This is a genomic window from Microbacterium sp. SY138, assembly GCF_039729145.1.
Classification (GTDB): domain Bacteria; phylum Actinomycetota; class Actinomycetes; order Actinomycetales; family Microbacteriaceae; genus Microbacterium; species Microbacterium maritypicum_A.
On sequence record NZ_CP155793.1, the window covers coordinates 76622 to 95618 of the forward strand.

The window sequence follows — 18997 nt, forward strand, 5'->3', positions numbered from 1 at the left end:
GCGCTGCTTCAGATGCCCCGAGAGCCGTCGTTCAGCCGGCCGGGGTGAGCACCAGGGTGTTGACGGCCGCTGCCTTCACGGCCTTCGTCGAGTACGCCCACGGCTTCTGGATGCCCGCTGCCCAGTCCGCCGTCTGATCCGTGTAGTGCTCGTTGTACGCGTGACCCGAGGCGCCGGTGAGATGATTCCAGGTCGAGGCGTCGAAGTCGGAGAGGTCGACGACCATGCGCATCGACGGCACGGTCGTGGTGGCGTACGAGACCCCGAGCTCCCATCCGGTCGCGTTCACCACCGAGGCCCCTCCGCTGACCGGGAAAGGTCCACGGTTGAAGAGTGCTTCGATCGGCGCGATGCCCGAGGAGCCGAGTGTCTCGCTGGTGAGGGTGATCGCGTGCAGGTCGCCCCAGTTCCAGCGTGAGACGGTCGTGCCCTGCAGAGCCGCGAGCTCGTCGTAGGCCTCTTCCGCCGACAGTGCCAGCATCTGCTCCATCCCGTCGACGTCGATCTGCGCGTTGACCCAGAGCGGGTCGGAAGGATCGGCCAGCATGTCGGAGACGACGGTGAAGAGCCGACCTTGGCCGTCGATGGGGAGCGGCTGAGCGCGCTCGGCGAAGATGTTCTGCACCAGGTTCGACCACAGCACGTTCGCGTAGGCCGCAGCCGCCGACGATGCGGAGTTCTGCCCGTCCCACCCCTGCAGCAGTTCCACGGCCCCGGTCGGGCCTGCACCGGACACGTCGACGTCGGCCATGGCGGTCGCCAGCTGGGTGCCGATCCACATCTCGTTGTCCATCTGGATCTCGCGCATGTCGTCGGCGGTCAGCGGTGCGACGGCCGCGCGTCGCTCGATGAGGTGTGCGATCCGGGCGGCGCGGTAGCCGTAGTCCCAGTCGCGGGAGAGGAAGTAGGCGTAGTCGTCGGTGACGATCGCGTTGTTCGCGGTCACGATGTATCCCGAGGCCGGGTTGTACGAGACCGGCAGCTCCTCGAACGGGATGAACCCCGTCCAGTCGTAGCTGCTGTCCCACCCGGGCTGCGGCATCCATCCGTCGCCCGCGCCGCGGATCGGAAGACGGCCCGGGGTCTGGTAGCCGATGTTGCCCTCGGTGTCGGCGTAGATGAGGTTCTGTGCCGGCACGTCGAAGAGCGAGGCCGCGTAGCGGAAGTCGTCGAAGTCCTGCGCGGTGGAGAGCGCGAAGATGGCCGTCGCCGCCGTACCGGGATCGAGCGCGGTCCACCGCAGACTCACGGCGTACTCGGCATCGTCGGAACCGGGGGGTGCGGGCGTCGGAGCGATGGCTTCGGCGCCGAGGGCGGGTTCCGGGGCCCCCGCGATCGCCGTGAAGTCGTCGGTGAGTCCGGAGATGAGGGGCCCGTGGACGGTCGAGCGGATGGTCAGCTCGATGTCGTCGCCGCCCGCGACCTTGATCGTCTCGGTGCTCTCCTCGAGAGGCACCAGTGCTCCGTCGCGCCAGTACTGGTCGCCCTCGACGCGCTCGATGTACAGGTCGGTGACATCGGTGGTGAGGTTCGTGAACCCCCAGGCGACCTTCTGGTTGTGGCCGATGACGATGCCGGGAAGGCCGGAGAACGAGAAGCCTCCCACGTCGAACGGGCACTCCTCGCTCACCGTCGAGCACTTCAACTGCACCTGGTACCAGACCGAGGGCAGCGAGGCCCCGAGGTGCGGATCGTTCGCGAGCAGGGGCATCCCGGTTTCGGTGAGGTCTCCGGAGACGACCCAGGAGTTCGAGCCGATGCCCTCGCCGACATCGCCGACCAGCACACTCGCCGCTTCGATCACGCTCGAGGTCTCCTCCCATTCGACGGTCGTCGATGCCTGCTGCGCCTCGCCGTCGGTCTCGGAGGTGGTGTAGGCCGCAGGCTCCGCATCGGTGCCGAGTGCGGGAACGGTCGAGATCTTGGGCACGATCACGGGGTTCTCGTCGAACGGGTAGTCGGGATAGAGCTTCGCCAGCAGGTCACCGGTGGCCGCGTCCTCTGCCCCGTCCGCGCCTGTGCTCAGCTCTGCGGCCAGCAGCGAGCGTTCGGTCTCGTCCTCGATGTTGCCGCGCAGGTCCCAGGCCATGGCCTTGAGCCAGGCGACGGAATCCGCGGGTTCCCACGGCTCGGGAGCGTAGTCGGGGTTCTGCAGTCCGATCACGGCGTACTCGAGCGACAGTTCGGCGCCGGAGCGCGAAGCCAGGTAGGCGTTCACGCCATCCGCATAGGCCTCGTAGTAGCCGCGCGTGGTGTCGTCCATCGCCTCGACCTCGGCCTCCGCGACCGTGCGCCATCCGAGCGTGCGGAGGAAGGCGTCGGTGCCGGCCTGCGACTCCCCGAACATCTCGGCGACGCGGCCGGCGGTCACATGGCGGCGGAAGTCCATCTCGAAGAACCGGTCCTGCGCGTGCACGAAGCCCTGCGCGTAGAACAGGTCGTCGGTCGAGTCGGCGGTGATCGTCGGGATACCGCGGTCGTCGCGCTGCACGGTGACCGCGGCCGCGAGCCCGTCGAGCTCGATCGATCCCTCGGTCTGCGGGAAGGAACGCTGGATGGTCCAGGTCACGAAGAACGCCGCAGCCACGGCGATCACCACGACGGCGGCCACGACGAGGAACGCGATGCGCCCGATGCGAACGCCCAGCGGGAGGCGGGAAGGGGCAGCGGACTCCTGCGAATCGGTCATCATCGTCGAGAACACTTTCGGGTAGAAAGGTGGAACTCAGTTCCACCGAGCCCCAGCGCGCGTTTCAGGGCCGCGCCTTCGCATCATATCCGCACCGGCGCTCGCCACGAGGCGTTCCACGACGAGCACCGGGTCGATCATCCGATCAGGCTCGGCTGCAGATCGCGCAGGGTGCGCCGATGTGTCATCCGCGTCACCCCGATCATCGCGAACAGCAGCGCGCCGACGAGCCACACGCCGAGCACGGCCAGATCCCCGCCGGCACGCGCGAAGTCGCCGCCGTACATCAGCTGTCGCATCGCATCGACGACGTAACCCAGCGGCAGCACGTGATGCAGGGCGGCGAGGGGAGCGGGCAGCGTCTGCCACGGGAACGTGCCGCCCGCGGTGACCAGTTGCAGCACCATAAGAACCAGGCCGAGGAACTGCCCGACCGATCCGAGCCAGACGTTCAGGGCGAGGATGATCGCCGCGAAGGTCGCCGACGCGAAGACCATGATGCCGAGCGTGCCGAGCGGATGGTCGAAGGTGAAGCCGAGCGTGATGGCGAGGATGCCCATCAACCCGAGCATCTGCACGGCACCGAGCATCGCCGGGGTCAGCCAGCCGGCCAGCGTGATGCGGATGGGGGAGTGCAGTGCGGTGATGGCGCGCCGGGAGATGGGCTTCACGATCAGGAAGAGGGCGTAGATGCCGATCCAGGCGGAGAGCGCGGCGAAGAAGGGGGCGAGTCCGGCACCGTAGTCCTCGGCGGAGGCGACCTTGTCGCTCGACACCTTGACCGGGTCGGCGATCGTGTCGGCCTGAAGCGAGCGCAGGTCGGGGGTGGAGGCGGGAATCGCGTCGACGCCCTGGGACAGTCCGTCGCGCAGCTCGGCCGTGCCGGAGGCGAGCGTGGCGAGTCCGTCGCGCAACTGAGAGGCACCGTCGTTCGCGGCGGAGGCACCCGTGGCGACCGCGCCGGCACCGGTGGCGAGTTCCGAGGCGCCCGAGGCGAGGGAGGCGGCACCGGCGGCGAGCTGGTCGACCTTGCCGACCGCGGCCTGCACCTGAGTGTTCCCCTCCTGCAGGCGAGCGCCGAGCGGATCGAGCGTGGCGAGCACCTGGTCGATCTCGTCGGGCGTGAGGCCCTGCTGCGTCAGGGCGTTCGCGATGTCGGTGCGCACCTGCGGCAGGGCGTTCGCGGCCTGCTGCACCGCGGCTCCTGCCCGGTCGGCGACATCGGCGAGCTGACGGTTGCCCGCGCTCACCTGTTGCGCGCCGTTCGCGAGGCTCTGCGCCCCCGTGGCCAGTTGCGCCGTTCCGTCGGCGAGCTTCGCGGTGCCTTCGGCGAGCGTGGAGCTGCCGGAAGCGGCGGTGCCGGCGCCGTCGGTGAGCTGCGTGGCGCCGTCCGTCGCCGTGATCAGCTTGTCGCGCACGTCGCTGAGGCCGGTGAGCAGGCGCTCTGCGGCCTGGCTGCCGACCATCTGGGCGACCGAGCTGCGGATCTTCTCCACGGCCTGCGTGCCCATCGATGAAGCGAGGTAGTTGTTCGCGTCGTTGGTCTCGAGGTCGATGCGCGCCTGGTGCGGGTCGCTTCCCGCGGCTGAGGTGAGGGCGGAGGAGAAGTCGGCCGGGATCGTCACGGTGAAGTCCACAGTGCCGTGTTTCAGGGCTTCGGAGGCTTCGTCGGCCGACATCAGCTGCCAGTCGAAGGCGTTGCCCTTGATGAGGTTCTCGGCCACGTCCTCGCCGTAGTTCACGGTCTCACCGGTCGCGGGTTCGGTGCCGGTGGTGGGCGCGGGGGCGCCTTCGTCGTCGACCACGAGCGCGACAGGGACCTCGGGGAACTTCGCGTACGGATCCTGGTTCGCCCAGAGGTAGAGACCGCCGTAGAGGATCGGGACGCAGATCAACGCGACCAGGGCGATGATGCCCATACGGCTCGCGGTGAGTCGCCGCAGCTCGGCGGCGATCATGGCGGGAACCTTCATCGCGCATCTCCGTTCTCACTCGTGGCGGGTGTCTCGTCGGCGGCGGGAGACGCGGGCTCGTCGATCGCGAGCGGTTCGACAGGCCCGGAGGCGTTGATCGCGTCGAACTCCTGCATCCGCTCCAGGGCGATGGCTGCCGAGCCTCCGATGATCACGAGCATCGCGTAGCCGCGGTCCGCGAATTCGCCCGCGATGCGCCACCAGCCGTCGGGGCTTCCTCCGTGGCGGTCGGGCGACACGAGCACGATGCCCTCGACCCCGGATCGGAGCACCGCGAGTTCACACAGGATGCGCACGCGTGCGGCGGGATCGATGGAGCCGAACGGCACGCCGGCCAGCTCGGTGTAGCCGAGCCGCGCGAGCCAGCGTCGTGCGTGCAGCGGAGTGGCGCCGAGTCCGGCGAACATGAGCTCTTCCTCCACGACACCGACGAGGGCGACGTCGGGGTGCGGGTCGCTGACGGCGGGGGCGTCGACCAGAGCCACGCGACGACGCAGTGCCTTCGGATCGTCGGCGGCGTCGATGCTCACGTGGCCGGTGTCGGGGCGCATGCGACCGCTCGCGATGAGTCCGAGCACCGTCGGTCGCTGCTCCGTCTCGGCCAGGGCGAAGCGCACCGAGCCGGTGTGGAACTCGAGCGAGATCGCCGGGAGTGCTTGGCCGTTGCGGCCCTTGCTCACGTCGTGCAGAGAGATTCTCATGCCCGGTCCTCCGGGGTGTTCGGGGGTTCCGTCGGGGCTGCCGCGGATGTGGCGAGGTCGGGGTGCGATGCGAGCAGGTCGTCCGCTTCGCGCCAGGAGAGTCCGGCGATGCTCAGCACCGTCCGCACGGCGAGGTCGGCGGCCCCCGAGCTGGCCGCATCCGTGCGGGAGATGACCGTGCGCGCCATCTCTTCGATGAGGCGAGCGAGGGTGGGGGCGGCGAGGTCGGTGCGGAAGCTGCCGTCGTCCTGTCCCCGGCGCACGAGCGCTGCCACAGTGCGGCGCAGGGGAGCGAGCGCGGTGGCGGTGTGTTCGACGTGCGTCTCATCGAGGGCGAGGGCGGCGGCCACCTGCACGTGCGCGGCTTCGTGCCAGAGGTGGGCGGCGAGGCGGGCGAGGGCGAGGCGGGCGTCGGTGTCGTCGATCGAGGCGGCGATGGCGTTGAACCGCTGCGCGCCGCTGGAGATGAGTTCGCGGATGAGGGCGTCGCGATCGTCGAAGTGTCCGTACAGGGTGCGTCGCGAGAGCCCGGCGCTGCGCGCGATGACGTCGACGGAGGCGTGCGGGTGCAGCGCCAGGGTCGCGCGGGCGGCGGAGAGGATGCCGGCGCGATTCTCGACGGCGTCGCGACGAGGTGCACGGGTGGTCATGAGTTCACGATAGGGATCATGCACATGAATGTGCAAGGTATGGCGTGCGGATTCGTGGAGAGCGCCCAGGCAGGCGTACAGCGCTGATCGAGGACTGCTGTGTTATGTTACGCGTTGCGCGCTGGCGCGCACGGGGGATCGCACCGGTTCCGGACACGGGGGTTGTTCGGTTCGCGCGTGCCGACCGTTTCGAGTGGTGGGGGACCCGCTGTGGTCGAGGGAGGGTGTGATTTGGCAGGCATCGATGTGGCGCTCGAGCGCAGGACGATGAGCGAGGACGTCTATCGGCGGTTGCGAGATGCGATCGTGGACGGTGAGTTGCGACCGGGGGAACGCCTTCGCGACACCGAGCTGGCGGAAGATCTGGGCACCTCCAAGACGCCCGTGCGTCATGCGCTGGCGCGACTGGCCGAGCAGGGTCTCGTCGAGATGCAGCGAAATCGCTTCACGCGCGTGGCGCCGCTCGACCTGGACCGGATCCGCGACGCGATCGCGCTGTTCGGCGACATCTGGATCGGATCGGTGCGGCATGCGATGCCGCTCGTCCGACAGGATGACGTCAGCTACCTCGTCGACCTGACGGAGGACATGTCCGACGCGGCGGTCGAGCGCGACGTCCTGGCCTACGGCGTGGCTCTGCGTGCCATCGCCATCGGCTTCGCTCGTCTCGAGGGCAATGCCACGCGGGCGTCCGTGATCGAGCTGCTCGGGCCGCAGATCCGGCGCTTCACGCAGCATGCCGCCGGCTGGTTCGATTGGGCCGCGAGCGAGCGATCCACCCTCGAGATCAGGGACGCCATCGTCTGCCGAGATGCGACGCAGGTGCGCGCGGCCCTCGTGACCCTGTCCGACGAGGTGCTTCCCGGCATCATCGACCGGACGGAGGTCGGAGACCGCTGAGGCAGGACGGGGACCGAATACACGATGCGCCGACATCCGAGGGTGCCGGCGCATCGGTGTCGGTCGATATGTCAGTCCGTGCCGGAGTCGAAGGCCGCGCCTTCGGACGCCGAGTCGACGGCGTCGGCCAGTGTCTCGTCGGCTTCGGAGATCGACCCGTGGACGGACTCGGTGATCTCGCTCGACTCGCCGGCGGTGACGCGGCCGACGAGCTCGCCGGTCGCACCGCCCACGAGACCGAGACCCGCGTACTGCTCGAGGCGTGCGCGGGAGTCGGCGATGTCGAGGTTGCGCATGGTGAGCTGGCCGATGCGGTCGACCGGGCCGAAGGCCGCATCGCCGACGCGCTCCATCGACAGCTTCTCGGGGCCGTAGGAGAGGTTCGGCGAGACGGTGTCGAGGATCGTCCAGTCGTCGCCGCGGCGCAGGCGGATCGTGACCGTGCCCGAGATGGTGAGCCCGACCCAGCGCTGGATCGACTCGCGCAGCATGAGCGACTGCGGCTCGAGCCAGCGGCCCTCGTACATCAGACGGCCGAGGCGGCGACCCTGTTCGTGGTAGGTCGCGAGGGTGTCTTCGTTCAGGATGCCGTTGACCAGGCGCTCGTAGGCGATGAACAACAGCGACATGGCCGGAGCTTCGTAGATGCCGCGCGACTTCGCCTCGATGATGCGGTTCTCGATCTGGTCGCTCATGCCGAGGCCGTGGCGACCGCCGATCGTGTTCGCCTCCATGACGAGGGCGACCGGGTCGGAGTACTCGACACCGTTGATGGCGACGGGGCGGCCGGCCTCGAACGTGACGGTGACGTCTTCGGTCTCGATCGCGACGGACGGGTCCCAGAACTTCACGCCCATGATCGGGTCGACGGTCTCGAGCGAGACGTCGAGGTGCTCGAGCGTCTTGGCCTCGTGCGTCGCGCCCCAGATGTTGGCGTCGGTCGAGTAGGCCTTCTCGGCGGAGTCACGGTACGGGAAATCGCGGGCGACGAGCCAGTCGCTCATCTCCTTGCGGCCGCCCAGCTCGGTGACGAAGTCGGCGTCGAGCCACGGCTTGTAGATGCGCAGGCGCGGGTTGGCGAGCAGGCCGTAGCGGTAGAACCGCTCGATGTCGTTGCCCTTGTAGGTAGAGCCGTCGCCCCAGATGTCGACGCCGTCCTCCTTCATGGCGCGCACCAGCATGGTGCCGGTGACCGCGCGGCCGAGGGGCGTCGTGTTGAAGTAGGTCTTGCCGCCGGAGCGGATGTGGAAGGCGCCGCAGGAGAGGGCGACGAAGCCCTCTTCGACCAGGGCGGTCTTGCAGTCGATCAGGCGCGAGGCCTCGGCGCCGTACTCGAGCGCGCGGCCGGGGATCGAGGCGATGTCGTCTTCGTCGTACTGGCCGAGGTCGCCGGTATACGTGAAGGGAACCGCGCCCTTCTCGCGCATCCACGCGACGGCGACGGAGGTGTCGAGTCCTCCGGAGAAGGCGATGCCGACGCGCTCGCCGACGGGCAGGGACTGGAGGACCTTGGACATGCTTCCCAGTCTATCGGCGGGCGGCGTGTCGCCCCGTGTCGCATGACGGCGGCTTCAGGCGACGAGCACTTCGACCCGCAACGCGGCATACGTGCCCAGGGCGCGGCGGTCGCACGTGAGGAGCGGGACGGCCGCATCGCGTGCGGCCAGGCCGACGAGCCCGTCGTAGACGGATCCTCCGGCTATACCGGCGTTGGCGAAGGTCGTGAGCGCAGCCTTCGCTGATGCAGGCGAGAGCGGTGCGAAGGCGGGAAAGGATCGCTCGATGATCTCGCGCGCACGGCCGGGGCTGACGCGCGCCGCACCCGGCATACGCGTCAGTACCGAGTAGGTCTCGATCGCCGCGTGACCGGCGAGCCCGATGACACGGTCGTGCGTGAGTTCGAGGACGCGTTCGTGCGCGGGATTCCTGTCGTGGACCAGTGCGATCGCGGCGCTGGTGTCGAGGAGGAGGTCAGCGCTGATCGGCAAGTCGCAGCTCCCGGATGTGATCCGCGGTGAGGGTGGGGCCGCCCGTGATGATGAGACGTCCATCCTTCTCGGTGAGGTTGTCCGGGGCATCGATCTCGATCCGGATGCCGTTGCCGTCGAGGATGAGATCGACCGGACCCGGGATCAGTCCGACGCGCTCGCGCAGCGCGGCCGGGATGACGATCCGCCCTGCCTTGTCCATGGTCGCTCTCATGCCATGACGATACCATTTGAATGGCACGAACGGAACGCGTCGTATCGGCGGTGCGTGCGCGGGGCCGGCCGATACATTGCTCTGATGCAGAGATCAGCCTCGCGCAGAATGTGGTGGTTCATCGCGGGAGGCGTGATTCTCGCTGTGCTTCTCGTCGTGGCGTTCCAGGCCTTCCGCGGATCGACACTCGCGCGGCAGGACATGGCCGCACATCTGACGTTCCCCGCGACGTATCAAGGCTTCCAGGAGGCCTCGGAAACCGCCGCGTTCATTCTCAACGAAGACGGCACCGCCGAGGTGTCGGCGTTGATGCTCGGGTCCGGGGAGCGGAAGCTCGATGACGGACGCGTGTGTCTCGACGGCGACGTGATCCCGGTTACGGGGAAGGCGAGCTGGCGGACGGACGATGCAGGCGGGGTCGTCATCGAGGCTGGCGAACGGCTGACGCGCTTCAGCCAGGACGATCCGCTGAACGGAGAGGCCCCCAGCGTCGAGACGATCAGGACCTGGAAGGCGACGGCGGTCACGGAGCCCGTGAACGCGCCGAGAGTCGACGACGACCAGAAGAGAGCGAATGCCGGGACGCGCAGCACCTCCATCGGTCTGTCGTGCATCGCCGCCTCGCTCCCGTTCTCGTCATCCTATGCGTCCGCGGTACGGGTGCCGTGCGAAAACGGAGGAGCATCGACCGCGACTCGGAGCGTCGTGAGGCGGCGCGCCGATGGGGGCGCGACACGTCTCCGTTTTGGCCGGGGCCGTGCCGGGTGAGGCGCGATGAAGTGGGAGAGTAGGCGCACGGAGGTCGGACATGGGCGAAGCAGTCCTGTGGGGTGTGGTCGCGGCGGCGCCGCTGTTCATCGGTGCGGTGCTCGCACTGCTGCGCACGTGGCCGCCGCGCTGGCTCGGCATCGTGCTGGGCTTCGGCGCCGGCGCGCTCATGGCGTCGATCGCCTTCGAGCTGTGGGAGGAGGGGCTCGATCTCGCCGGTCCTGTCCCCCTCGTGGTCGGTGTCGCGGCGGGAGCGATCAGCTACTACATCGCCGACCGCATCCTCGACGCCAGGGCCGCGAAGACCAAGGAGCAGGCGGGCGGGGGGCAGCTCGCCGTCGGCGCTCTGCTCGACGGCATCCCGGAGCAGCTGGTGCTCGGCATCGGTCTCGCCTCCGGGGAACCGGTCAGCATCGCGCTCGTGGTCGCCATCCTGGTCTCGAACCTGCCCGAATCGATCGGCTCGGCTGCCGACCTGCTCGAAGGCGGCATGGCGAAATCGCGGGTGCTGCTGCTCTGGGCGGGTGTCGCGGTGCTCTGCGCGGCCGCGACTGTCGCGGGCTTCGGTCTCGCGAGCATCACCGGCGATGAGTTCCGTTCGGCGGCGAGTGGTTTCGCCGCCGGCGCCCTGCTCGTGATGCTGGTCGATTCGATGATCCCCGAGGCGCAGTCCAAAGCCAAGGAATCGACGGGACTCGCGACCGTGCTGGGCTTCGCGCTCGCCGCCGGCCTGGCCCTCGCATCCTGAGCGACGACGGAGATCACCCGGAGACGGCGCTCAGTCCGCGCCGCGGAACTGGTCCCGTCGCACGGTACGGCCGGTGATGCTCTCGATGCGGAACGACAGCGGAAGGCTCCGATCCTCCCCCGCCCACGGATGCACGCGCGCGGCATCACCGGCCGCTTCGTCGTCGGGGACCCGCGAGAGGGGACCATGCAGCAGCACGCTCCATGCCGTGTTGCCGAGGGGGTCGTGGTAGTCCACCTCGAACGCGACCGGGAGCGGCTCAGAGGTCAGGGCGGCCAACACGCCGTCCGGCGCGGTGCGAAGAAGCAGGTCGTGACCGGAGACCGCGAAGTTCACGGGAAGGATCTGCACCCGGTCCTCATGGACGAAGCCGATCCGGCCGATCGTGGTGGTGGACAGCAGTTCGTAGGACTGCTGCTCGTCGAGTGCTCGAATCATGCGCGCATCCCTTCCTTTTGGCGCCAGGCTATCCAGCGCGACACGCGCCATCAAGGGAGTCGTGCGACGCCGGAGCGGAACAGCCCGCCATCCGGCGGATCGGAGGCGTCGGATCCGCCCGCGCTGGCGGGTTACTCTCGGGAGCGGCGTGCGGGAGGCTGGCGGAACACCGCCGCGATGGTGGCCGAGGACAAAGGAGTTCCGATGACTGACACGACCCTGGCGCGACCGCCGTTCGATCCCGAGCTCGAGGCTGCTCTCGCTCTCGTCGGCGACCAGCTGCCGTCGACCCTGACGCCCGAGATGATCCCGCTGATGCGCCAGTCGCCGGTGAGCGGCGACCAGGAGATCTTCACCGTGCTCGACGACCGCGGCTTCACACGCCGTGACGTCACGATCGCCGGATACGACGGAGGCGAGATCGTCCTGTCCGTGATCGAGAAGGAGGGCCGGACCGGCACCGGTCCGGGCTTCTTCCACACCCACGGTGGCGGCATGATCATCGGCAACCGCTGGCTCGGTGTGGTCGGCTTCCTCGACTGGGCGGAGCGCTACGACGGCGTGATCGTCACGGTCGAGTATCGGCTCGCCCCCGAGTTCCCCGACCCTTATCCGGTGGAGGATTGCTACGCGGGTCTGCTGTGGACCGCCGAGCATGCCGAGGAGCTCGGGATCGACCTGTCGCGCCTGCTGATCGGCGGCGGCAGCGCCGGGGGAGGCCTGGCTGCGGGCACCGCGCTGCTCGCCCGTGACCGGAAGGGCCCCGAGCTGATCGGCCAGCTGCTCATCTACCCGATGCTCGACGACCGAGACGAGTCGGTGTCCACCCGGCAGATCGACGGGATCGGGGTCTGGGATCGCGGGTCGAACGTGACCGGATGGACGGCGCTGCTCGGCGACCGCAAGGGTACAGACGACGTCTCGATCTATGCCGCCCCCGCACGGGCGACCGATCTGAGCGGACTGCCCCCGGCGTTCATCGATTGCGGCAGCGCAGAGGTGTTCCGCGACGAGGATGTCGCCTATGCCACGAAGCTCTGGGAAGCCGGGGTCCAGGCCGAGCTGCACGTGTGGGCCGGCGGCTTCCACGGCTTCGACATGTTCGCCCCGCACGCCGCCGTCGCTCAGGCCATGCTCGCCGCGCGGGACAACTGGGTGAACCGCCTGCTCTCCTGAGTCCGGATTCCACCCTCCGGGGCCGCGCACCGACCCCGTAGGGTGGAATCCCCGCGCGATGGAGCCGACATGCAAGATCTGCTGGGGCGTCTCACCGCCCTCGACCCGGATGCCAGCGAGACGCTCAAAGTCGTCAGCTACTTCGATGCCCTCGTCGCCCGCTCCGTGGGTGTGGAGAGCATGCTGCGGGGTGCGGCGGTGCTGAGCGGTGCGACCGTCGGCCAGCGCGACGGCCGACACATCGTGCGCGTCCGGGCAGATGGGGTGCGCGTCGATCCCGTCGAGCCGTCCCCCTCCTGGCCCGTCCGGGAGAGTGGGCCGGGTGCCGTCGCCTGGATCGAGCGGGAGGGCGATGCGCATTCGAACGACGCGATGATCCTGGAGCGGCTCAGCCTCGGCCTCGGCATCATCCGGGCGCGACGCGCGGTCGGCCCCGAGAGCGCGGTCGAACTCGCCATCAGTTCCTACGCCGGTGCCGAGGAGCGGGCGGCTGCGCTGCCGCGGCTCCGGCTCTCCGCGAGCATGCTGCGACTGGTCGCGTCACCCCCGGAGCCCGCACCGTTGCCGACGCACCCCTCGGCTGTGGTCGCCACCCGGCACGGACTCACGCGCGCGACGATCATCGACGCGCAGACGGACGTGCGGGAAGTCTGGCCCGAGACCGCTGCTCTGCGGTTGGGCGTCGGTCTCGCCGGACCGGGAGACCAGCTTCCCCAGTCGTGGGCATCGGCTCTCGTCGCCGTGCGTCTGACGAGTCCGGGCGAGCCGGTGGTCGATGCGGCCGACCTCGGAGCGCTGCTCCTCGTCGCCGACGCCGCCGAGTCGAGCCCGTTGCACCCGGATGCCGCCGCGCTCGCGGTCCTCGACGCCCGTAGTCGGGAGCTTCTCGACGCGGTCGCCGAAGAGCAGAGCGTGCGCGCCGCCGCCACGCGTCTCGGCCGCCATCATTCCAGCGTGCAGGAGCGTCTGACGGTGCTGGTGGAGACTCTGGGCTACGACCCGCGCACCTCCCGCGGCCACGCCCGCTACGTGCTGGCCCGGATGCTGCTGACGCTCGGCCCCTGACGCGCGTCGGCCCACGGCCCCGGCAGGGCTCCGGCACCGTCTCACTCGAAGCCGGGGTACTCCTGCAGCTTCGTCTGGAACTCCTCGCGATCGGCTTCGCTCAGCACTCCGCTGGCGATCACGGTCAGCTGCAGGCCTTCGAGGGGTTCGCCGGTGCGGGCGTTCTGCGCCTCGCGGGCGGCCAGGAATCCGCCGTCCCGATCGTTCGAGAGGTCGTTGATGGTGGCGTAGAAGCGCAGCGGATCGGGGAAGTTCTCGGTGTAGTACTCCCACGTCGTCTGCGTGCGCGGGTCGTCGCTGCCATAGAGCTTCGCGATCATCGCGGGGTCGATTCCCGAGACCGAGGGATCGTTGAAGGAGTAGAGGTCCCACAGTCCGTGCTCGACGACGACCTCGTTGATGACACGCATCACGTCGAGCTTGCGCTCGTCATCCTGGATCGGTTCGTTCGTCGCCCACGCCGCGGAGGTGAATTCGACGAGCATCGACTCGCCGCCGTAGCCGTTGCGCTCCGGACGCAGGTCGTCATCGCCCACCTGCACCCAGGTGTAGCCGAACTCGTCGGTGAGTCGCGTGCGGATGTCGGCGAACATGGTCTCGGCCTGCGCACGCACCTCTTCGAGCGACTGCTGCGAGAGGGTCTGCTGGGGGTCGGTGCCCTTGATCGCGGGATAGGCCTCCGCGTGCTTCTGCGCGGCCGTCTTCGTACCCTCGTAGTTGCCGGAGGCTGAGGTCTGCAGGGCACTCATGCCGCCCACGGTGGCGACGTTGAACAGGATCGCCACGACGAGCGCGATCGCCCCCAGCTTCCGTCCGCGTGCCGAGAACAGGGCGGCCGCGATGACCGCGACCACGACGAGCTGCAGGGCGAGCATCGTGACGCCGTAGAGCAGGTCGGTGCCGCCGGCGATCAGCGTCCCGAGCAGGATCAGCGCGAAGAGGATGGAAGTGGTGAGGGCGATCCAACCGAGGGCGTTCGACGGCTTCCTCGGCTCTTCCGCCGGGGCGATCGTCGCCACGTTCGGGCGCGGTGCGGATCCGAACGCATCGCGCCGCGCTCCTCGGTAGCCGCCGGGTGGGGGCACGGGTGGAGCGCCCTCGGTGCCCGCGATGTAGCGCGCGCGCTGCCTCTCGTGATCGCTCACCACGGCTTGTCCGTCTCCGAACCGCCCTGGTCGTCGCCCTGTTGCTGATCGCGTTCCTGCGTCCCCTGCTCGAGCTTGTCCTGCAGGCCCTTCAGCTTGTCCTCCGACGGCTGTTCCTTCTCCCCCGGTTGCGGCTGGGGTGACGGCTGCTGCTCCTCCTGCTGCTTCTGCTTGAGACGATCGGCGGTGCCGTCGAGAGAATCGGCCATGTCGCGCTGCGGGTCGGACGACTGCTGCCGGGCCTCTTCGCTGCGGCACTCCTCCGGCGTCTCGACCGTGATCGTGAGCGCCTCGCCGTAGAGCGCAGCAGCGCCCGCGCCGTCGCCGTCCGCGCGTGCGGCGTCACCCATGCGCTCGACCACCAGGGCGAGATTGATCCGTACCCCGCACACCTCCAGTCCGGTGGCGAGGTCGAGTGCCCTTTCGAGCTCGGCCCGCGCCTCCGGCAGCTGCTCCGCCGCACCGAGCGCGGTGCCGATGTTGAACGGCGCCTTGTACGGCTCGAACCAGTTCAGGAGGTCTTGTCCGCGTGCGGATGCCTCCGACCCGGCGAAGTCGTCCACCACGTAGGCGGTGATGGCCTGATGTGCGAAGGCGTACATGCTCAGCAGCTTGCCCACGAACAGGAGCGCGGCGAGGGTGAGCGGAATCGTCCCGATCGCGACCCAGCGGCGGACGCTGCGACGACGGCGGTTGGACCGGAGGAGGGCGGCGGCGCTGTCGGCCGTGCTGGCGGTGGTGGTCGAGGACCCGAGCTCGGTCGCCGCGGGTGCCGACGGATGTGTCACGTCCAACCCCCTTACCGATCGACCACTGCTCAGCGCGGGGAATTCTGGTCCCCGAAGCGGCAGGACGAAGCGCTGAACATCCTATCCGGGGATCCTCCGGATACGATTCAGCCGACCTCGAGTGCCGAGGTCGGCTGAATCATGGTGAGGGACGATGCCCGTCCCCGGGCGCTACTCGGCTGCGGTGACGCGGAACGTGTCGAAGGCCACGCCGAGTGCCGCGGTCGAGCTGCCGGAGCGGTTGCCGCTCAGGCCCACCCCGCCCGCGGGCTGCAGGGGCGTCGCATCCGACGCCTTGAGCTGCCAATCGGCCGGTTCCGTCGCCCCGGTCGCCCAGATCTTCGCGTTGATGGACGCCTGCGCGGTGCCCGTCACCGTGACCTTGAGGGTGTACGAGGTGTTCGCCGCGAAGGCGAGACCCGAGACGGCTCGGGTGGCCAGGACGGTTCCGTCACGGTGGGCGACGAGCCAGATGGTTCCGTCGGGACGGAGCCATGCGCGGACGAGATAGCGTCCGGCGGCGGAGTCGCGTGCGATGACTCCGATGTACGCACCACCGGTGGTGGCCCCCTGATCGACGCGGAAGGTCGTCTCCAGAGTCGGGCTCGGGACCGACGTCGCGTTCAGCGTGGCGTGTCGGGTGTCGCCCGCGGCCAGGTTCAACCGTCCGAAGCCGTCGGCGACCGTGGCCGCCGCCTGCGAACCGCCCGCGATCGTCCAGGCGCCGCCCGCGACCGCGTTCCCCCAGCCGCGGCTGGATGCCTGCTCGAAGTCGTCACCCGCGAGCGGCGCGGGTTCCGCCACGACGGATTCGCGGGTCGTGGTCGCCGAGCCGCCCACGTCGTCGGTCACGGTGAGGGTGACCGTACGTGTCCCCGCCGTCGAGTAGGCGTGGCTGGCGACCGCACCCGCACTGGTCGTGCCATCGCCCCAGTTCCAGCTGTAGCTGCTGATGGTGCCGTCGGTGTCGGTCGATGCCGCTGCGTCAGCCGAGGAGGTGAGACCCGATGAGGAGAGGGTGAAAGACGCGGTGGGCAGCGCATTGGCTCCCTGCACGACCACCGGCTTCTTGACCGACCCCACGAGCCCTTGGCTGTCGGTGATCGTGAGCTTGACCTGGTACGTGCCGGGCGCCGCATACGTGTGCGAGGGCGTCTTGCCCGTACCCGTCGTCCCGTCGCCGAAGTCCCAGCGGTACGCCGCGACAGTAGCGGATCCCGGCGGGACCGACGTGCTCGCGTCGAATGCCACAGCGAGCCCGACCGGGGTCGCCGTGTACGCCGCGACGGGCGCCGTTGAGCCCTTGGCGACCCAGAAGTGCGTCTTCACCTGCCCGGCGCTCAGCCCGTACGGGTAGATGGCGAACTGGTTGACGTTGCCGGTGAGGGACACCGACGTCGGGATGTTCGGCCAGTTGACCAGCTTGCCGCTGCCGATCTTCCAGAAGCCCTCGTAGGCCTGACCCTTGGTCACACCGGTGATCTGATCGTTGAGTTGGCCGTCGACGAAGAGCTTCATCCCCTCGGGGCTGACGGACGCCACGACCTGGTGCCACTGGTTGTCGTTGTACGCAGCCTTGGTCGTGATGACTCTCGTGCCGTCGCTGTACACCCCGAAGTTCAGGCGTCCGTCGTTCGACATATAGACGTTGCGGTCGTAGTTCTTCGAGAAGCCCGCTGCTGAGCTCTCGAAATCGAACAGCACTCCGCCGCTTGTCGTCGACGTCTGGAACCACATCTCGGCGGAGTACGCGGAAGGTGCGGGCATCTTCGTGGTGGTGTCGACGCGTCCGGTCTCGGTGCCGTCGAGGGCCGTCGCGCCCGTGCCCTTCGACGTTCCCGACGACAAGAGCTTCGCCCCTGCGCGGAAGATCGGGCTGTTCGCGCCGGCAACGTCCTGGCCGATGGTTCCCAGCGGGTAGTAGAGCTGGGGTTCATCGGCGAGCACCGCGTTGGAATACGGTGGCGTCGGGTCGGCCACCGTCACGGCCACCGTCACGGTCGCCGTCTTGCTCGAGACGGTGTTGCCGTTGCCGTCTGTGGCGGTGAAGGTGTACTGCTGCTGCGAGCCGGCCGGAGCCGTCGTGTCCTCGAAGCTGACGGCGGGCAGGTTCCACCAGGTGGAGTCCACCTTCGTGGTGAGCAGAGGAGCGGTCGAACCGGCGCGGCGCAGCTCATAGGTGAGCGTGAGGTCGTCACGGTCCCAGTTGGCCGGGATCGACACCTTCACCCGACCGGGGGTGAGAGACGTCGCGGTCGGCTGCCACTTGTCTCCGGAGAGGCGGGGGCCGTCTTTGGGGCCGGCGGGAGGAGCGGTCGAGAATCGCACGAGTCCCTCGAACTGGCCGTTGTTGACGGAGCGGAACTCGCCTCCGATGGAGATCATGTTGCCCGTGCCGGTGATCGACAACCCGGCCTGACCGAGTCCGGTGGTGACACCGACCGCCCAGTCGGGAGACCACGCATACGGCGAAGGCGCGGGAGTTCCGCCCCAGTCCTTTCGGCCCGGTGCCGCCGGCTGAGGTGCGAGGGTCCCCCGGGCATCGGCCGTGTATGCCTCGGAATAACGGTGCACGCGCGGGGCCTGTTCCGGGTGGAGACCCAACGTCTCGCAGGTATGGGTGTGGCTCGTGGTGTAGACGACCTTGCCGGTCGAGTAGACGCCGTAGTGGTCGCCGATGCAGTCCGCGATCCAGCGGACCTTGCCGGTGCCGGCCTCGGCCGCGAAGGTGCCTTCGAGGTTGCCGGTGGCAGCGTCGGCATAGCCCCACCCGGTGCCGTATACGCCGGTGGCATCGGTGGTGAGGCTGAAGGTTCCGGCTTTACCGGCGTAGATGCCGCTACCGGCGCCGTTCTTCACCGTCTTGGCCAGCTCCCACGCGGTGTTCAGCGTGCCGGTGGTCTTGTCGACGGCTCCGCTGCCACGCATCTCGGTGTTGCCGTTGATCTGCGAGAACCGTCCGCCGATGATGGTGTCCTTGCCGGCGGGGTCCATCACCATCGCATCCACCTGCAGGTCGGTCTGCGGGGCCCAGGGCAGGAGCGCGCCGTTCGCGGTGTTGAACGCGGCGAGGTTCTTCCGTGCGGTGCCGTTGGCCTGGCCGAACAGGCCGCCAGCGTAGACCGCGGTTCCGGATGTCGTGAGAGCGTAGACGCCCGATCCGCCGATCGACGGGACGAACCCGGCGACCAGCTCGCCGGTCTTCGCGTCGATCGCGGCGATGTTCCAACGGTCCTTCCCGTTGACACTGTTGAACGAACCGCCGATGTAGATGCGGCTGCCGTCGGGAGATGCGGCGACGGCCTTGATGACGCCGTTGACCTTCGGTGCGAACGGCAGCAGTGCCCCGGTGTTGATGTCGTAGGCGAGAACGTTCGACCGCGCGGTGAGGGCAGTGCCCGGAGCGGCTTTGGGCTCGCGGGCGTTGTCGAACTTGCCCACGGCGTAGACGGTGGAGCCGATGGTGGTCTGTGCCCAGACGTAGCCGTTATCGATCTGCACCGTTGGAATCGGGTCGGATGTGACGACGTCACCGTCGCGTTGCAGCAGTGGTGGCAACGTCGGCGCGGCGTCGGTCGCCACGGCGGCTCCACCCCCGAACGACACCAGCCCCGCCACGACCAAGATGCCGACGACGACACCAGCGGCCGCGGAGCGGGCGCGTTCAAGAACGTGATTGTTCCCCATGATTTTGTTTTCCCCAGTGATCTGATGCCGACGCGAGCGCCGATACGACATCGCAGTCACGCGCCGC

General features: G+C 68.9%; 16 protein-coding genes. 5 read left to right on the top strand and 11 right to left on the bottom strand.

From position 1 onward, the window contains the following. Positions 1 to 31: 31 nt before the first annotated feature. The 4 genes from ABDC25_RS00405 to ABDC25_RS00420 all read right to left on the bottom strand — a co-directional run bounded on the left by ABDC25_RS00405 (position 32) and on the right by ABDC25_RS00420 (position 6013). Positions 32 to 2689: a penicillin acylase family protein gene (locus tag ABDC25_RS00405; protein ID WP_084487365.1), complete on the bottom strand. Its 2658-nt coding sequence runs from the start codon at positions 2687 to 2689 to the stop codon at positions 32 to 34. Between the two features lie 137 nt (positions 2690 to 2826). Next, on the bottom strand, positions 2827 to 4662 hold the full coding sequence (locus tag ABDC25_RS00410) for a YhgE/Pip family protein (protein ID WP_347124236.1): 1836 nt from the start codon (positions 4660 to 4662) through the stop codon (positions 2827 to 2829). After that, positions 4659 to 5363, bottom strand: coding sequence for a hypothetical protein (locus ABDC25_RS00415; protein WP_347124238.1), 705 nt, complete (start codon positions 5361 to 5363; stop codon positions 4659 to 4661). Before ABDC25_RS00415 ends, ABDC25_RS00410 begins: the two co-directional genes overlap by 4 nt. Next, a complete protein-coding gene (locus tag ABDC25_RS00420; protein WP_347124240.1) occupies positions 5360 to 6013 on the bottom strand; it encodes a helix-turn-helix domain-containing protein in 654 nt (217 codons plus the stop codon). The genes ABDC25_RS00415 and ABDC25_RS00420 overlap by 4 nt, the downstream gene beginning before the upstream one ends. A 231-nt stretch (positions 6014 to 6244) precedes the next feature. Between ABDC25_RS00420 and ABDC25_RS00425 the strand changes: the two genes are divergently transcribed. Beyond that, complete coding sequence (locus tag ABDC25_RS00425) at positions 6245 to 6913, top strand: GntR family transcriptional regulator (RefSeq protein ID WP_347124242.1); 669 nt, start codon at positions 6245 to 6247, stop codon at positions 6911 to 6913. A gap of 71 nt (positions 6914 to 6984) precedes the next feature. On the opposite strand, the gene argG is transcribed toward ABDC25_RS00425, so the two are convergent. Genes argG through ABDC25_RS00440 form a run of 3 tightly spaced genes read right to left on the bottom strand, consistent with a single transcriptional unit; the run spans position 6985 to position 9115 of the window. Further along, a complete protein-coding gene (gene argG, locus ABDC25_RS00430) occupies positions 6985 to 8430 on the bottom strand; it encodes an argininosuccinate synthase (protein ID WP_021200085.1) in 1446 nt (481 codons plus the stop codon). A gap of 54 nt (positions 8431 to 8484) precedes the next feature. Then, on the bottom strand, positions 8485 to 8901 hold the full coding sequence (locus tag ABDC25_RS00435) for a PIN domain-containing protein (protein WP_347124245.1): 417 nt from the start codon (positions 8899 to 8901) through the stop codon (positions 8485 to 8487). Next, positions 8885 to 9115: an AbrB/MazE/SpoVT family DNA-binding domain-containing protein gene (locus ABDC25_RS00440; RefSeq protein ID WP_347124247.1), complete on the bottom strand. Its 231-nt coding sequence runs from the start codon at positions 9113 to 9115 to the stop codon at positions 8885 to 8887. The genes ABDC25_RS00435 and ABDC25_RS00440 overlap by 17 nt, the downstream gene beginning before the upstream one ends. 84 nt (positions 9116 to 9199) lie before the next feature. Here ABDC25_RS00440 and ABDC25_RS00445 point away from each other — a divergent pair, with 84 nt between their 5' ends. Together ABDC25_RS00445 and ABDC25_RS00450 are read left to right on the top strand one after the other, a co-directional pair. Then, entirely contained in the window at positions 9200 to 9883 is a 684-nt protein-coding gene (locus ABDC25_RS00445) for a hypothetical protein (protein ID WP_347124249.1), read from the top strand. Between the two features lie 40 nt (positions 9884 to 9923). After that, entirely contained in the window at positions 9924 to 10631 is a 708-nt protein-coding gene (locus tag ABDC25_RS00450) for a hypothetical protein (RefSeq protein WP_021200090.1), read from the top strand. A 30-nt stretch (positions 10632 to 10661) separates the two neighbouring features. Here ABDC25_RS00450 and ABDC25_RS00455 read toward each other — a convergent pair whose 3' ends face one another. Next, complete coding sequence (locus ABDC25_RS00455) at positions 10662 to 11069, bottom strand: pyridoxamine 5'-phosphate oxidase family protein (protein ID WP_021200091.1); 408 nt, start codon at positions 11067 to 11069, stop codon at positions 10662 to 10664. Positions 11070 to 11273: 204 nt separating this feature from the next. Here ABDC25_RS00455 and ABDC25_RS00460 point away from each other — a divergent pair, with 204 nt between their 5' ends. Next, complete coding sequence (locus tag ABDC25_RS00460; protein ID WP_021200092.1) at positions 11274 to 12245, top strand: alpha/beta hydrolase; 972 nt, start codon at positions 11274 to 11276, stop codon at positions 12243 to 12245. A 69-nt stretch (positions 12246 to 12314) separates the two neighbouring features. Next, complete coding sequence (locus ABDC25_RS00465) at positions 12315 to 13310, top strand: hypothetical protein (RefSeq protein ID WP_347124252.1); 996 nt, start codon at positions 12315 to 12317, stop codon at positions 13308 to 13310. 41 nt (positions 13311 to 13351) lie between these two features. Here the strand turns inward: ABDC25_RS00465 and ABDC25_RS00470 are convergent, their stop codons facing one another. The 3 genes from ABDC25_RS00470 to ABDC25_RS00480 all read right to left on the bottom strand — a co-directional run bounded on the left by ABDC25_RS00470 (position 13352) and on the right by ABDC25_RS00480 (position 18930). Further along, complete coding sequence (locus ABDC25_RS00470) at positions 13352 to 14455, bottom strand: hypothetical protein (RefSeq protein ID WP_240750535.1); 1104 nt, start codon at positions 14453 to 14455, stop codon at positions 13352 to 13354. Next, positions 14452 to 15243 carry a hypothetical protein gene (locus ABDC25_RS00475; RefSeq protein ID WP_167254903.1) on the bottom strand — a complete coding sequence of 264 codons (792 nt, stop codon included), beginning with the start codon at positions 15241 to 15243 and terminating at the stop codon, positions 14452 to 14454. Before ABDC25_RS00475 ends, ABDC25_RS00470 begins: the two co-directional genes overlap by 4 nt. A 171-nt stretch (positions 15244 to 15414) precedes the next feature. After that, positions 15415 to 18930, bottom strand: a complete 3516-nt coding sequence (locus tag ABDC25_RS00480) for a PKD domain-containing protein (protein WP_347124254.1) — start codon at positions 18928 to 18930, stop codon at positions 15415 to 15417. Positions 18931 to 18997: the final 67 nt, after the last annotated feature.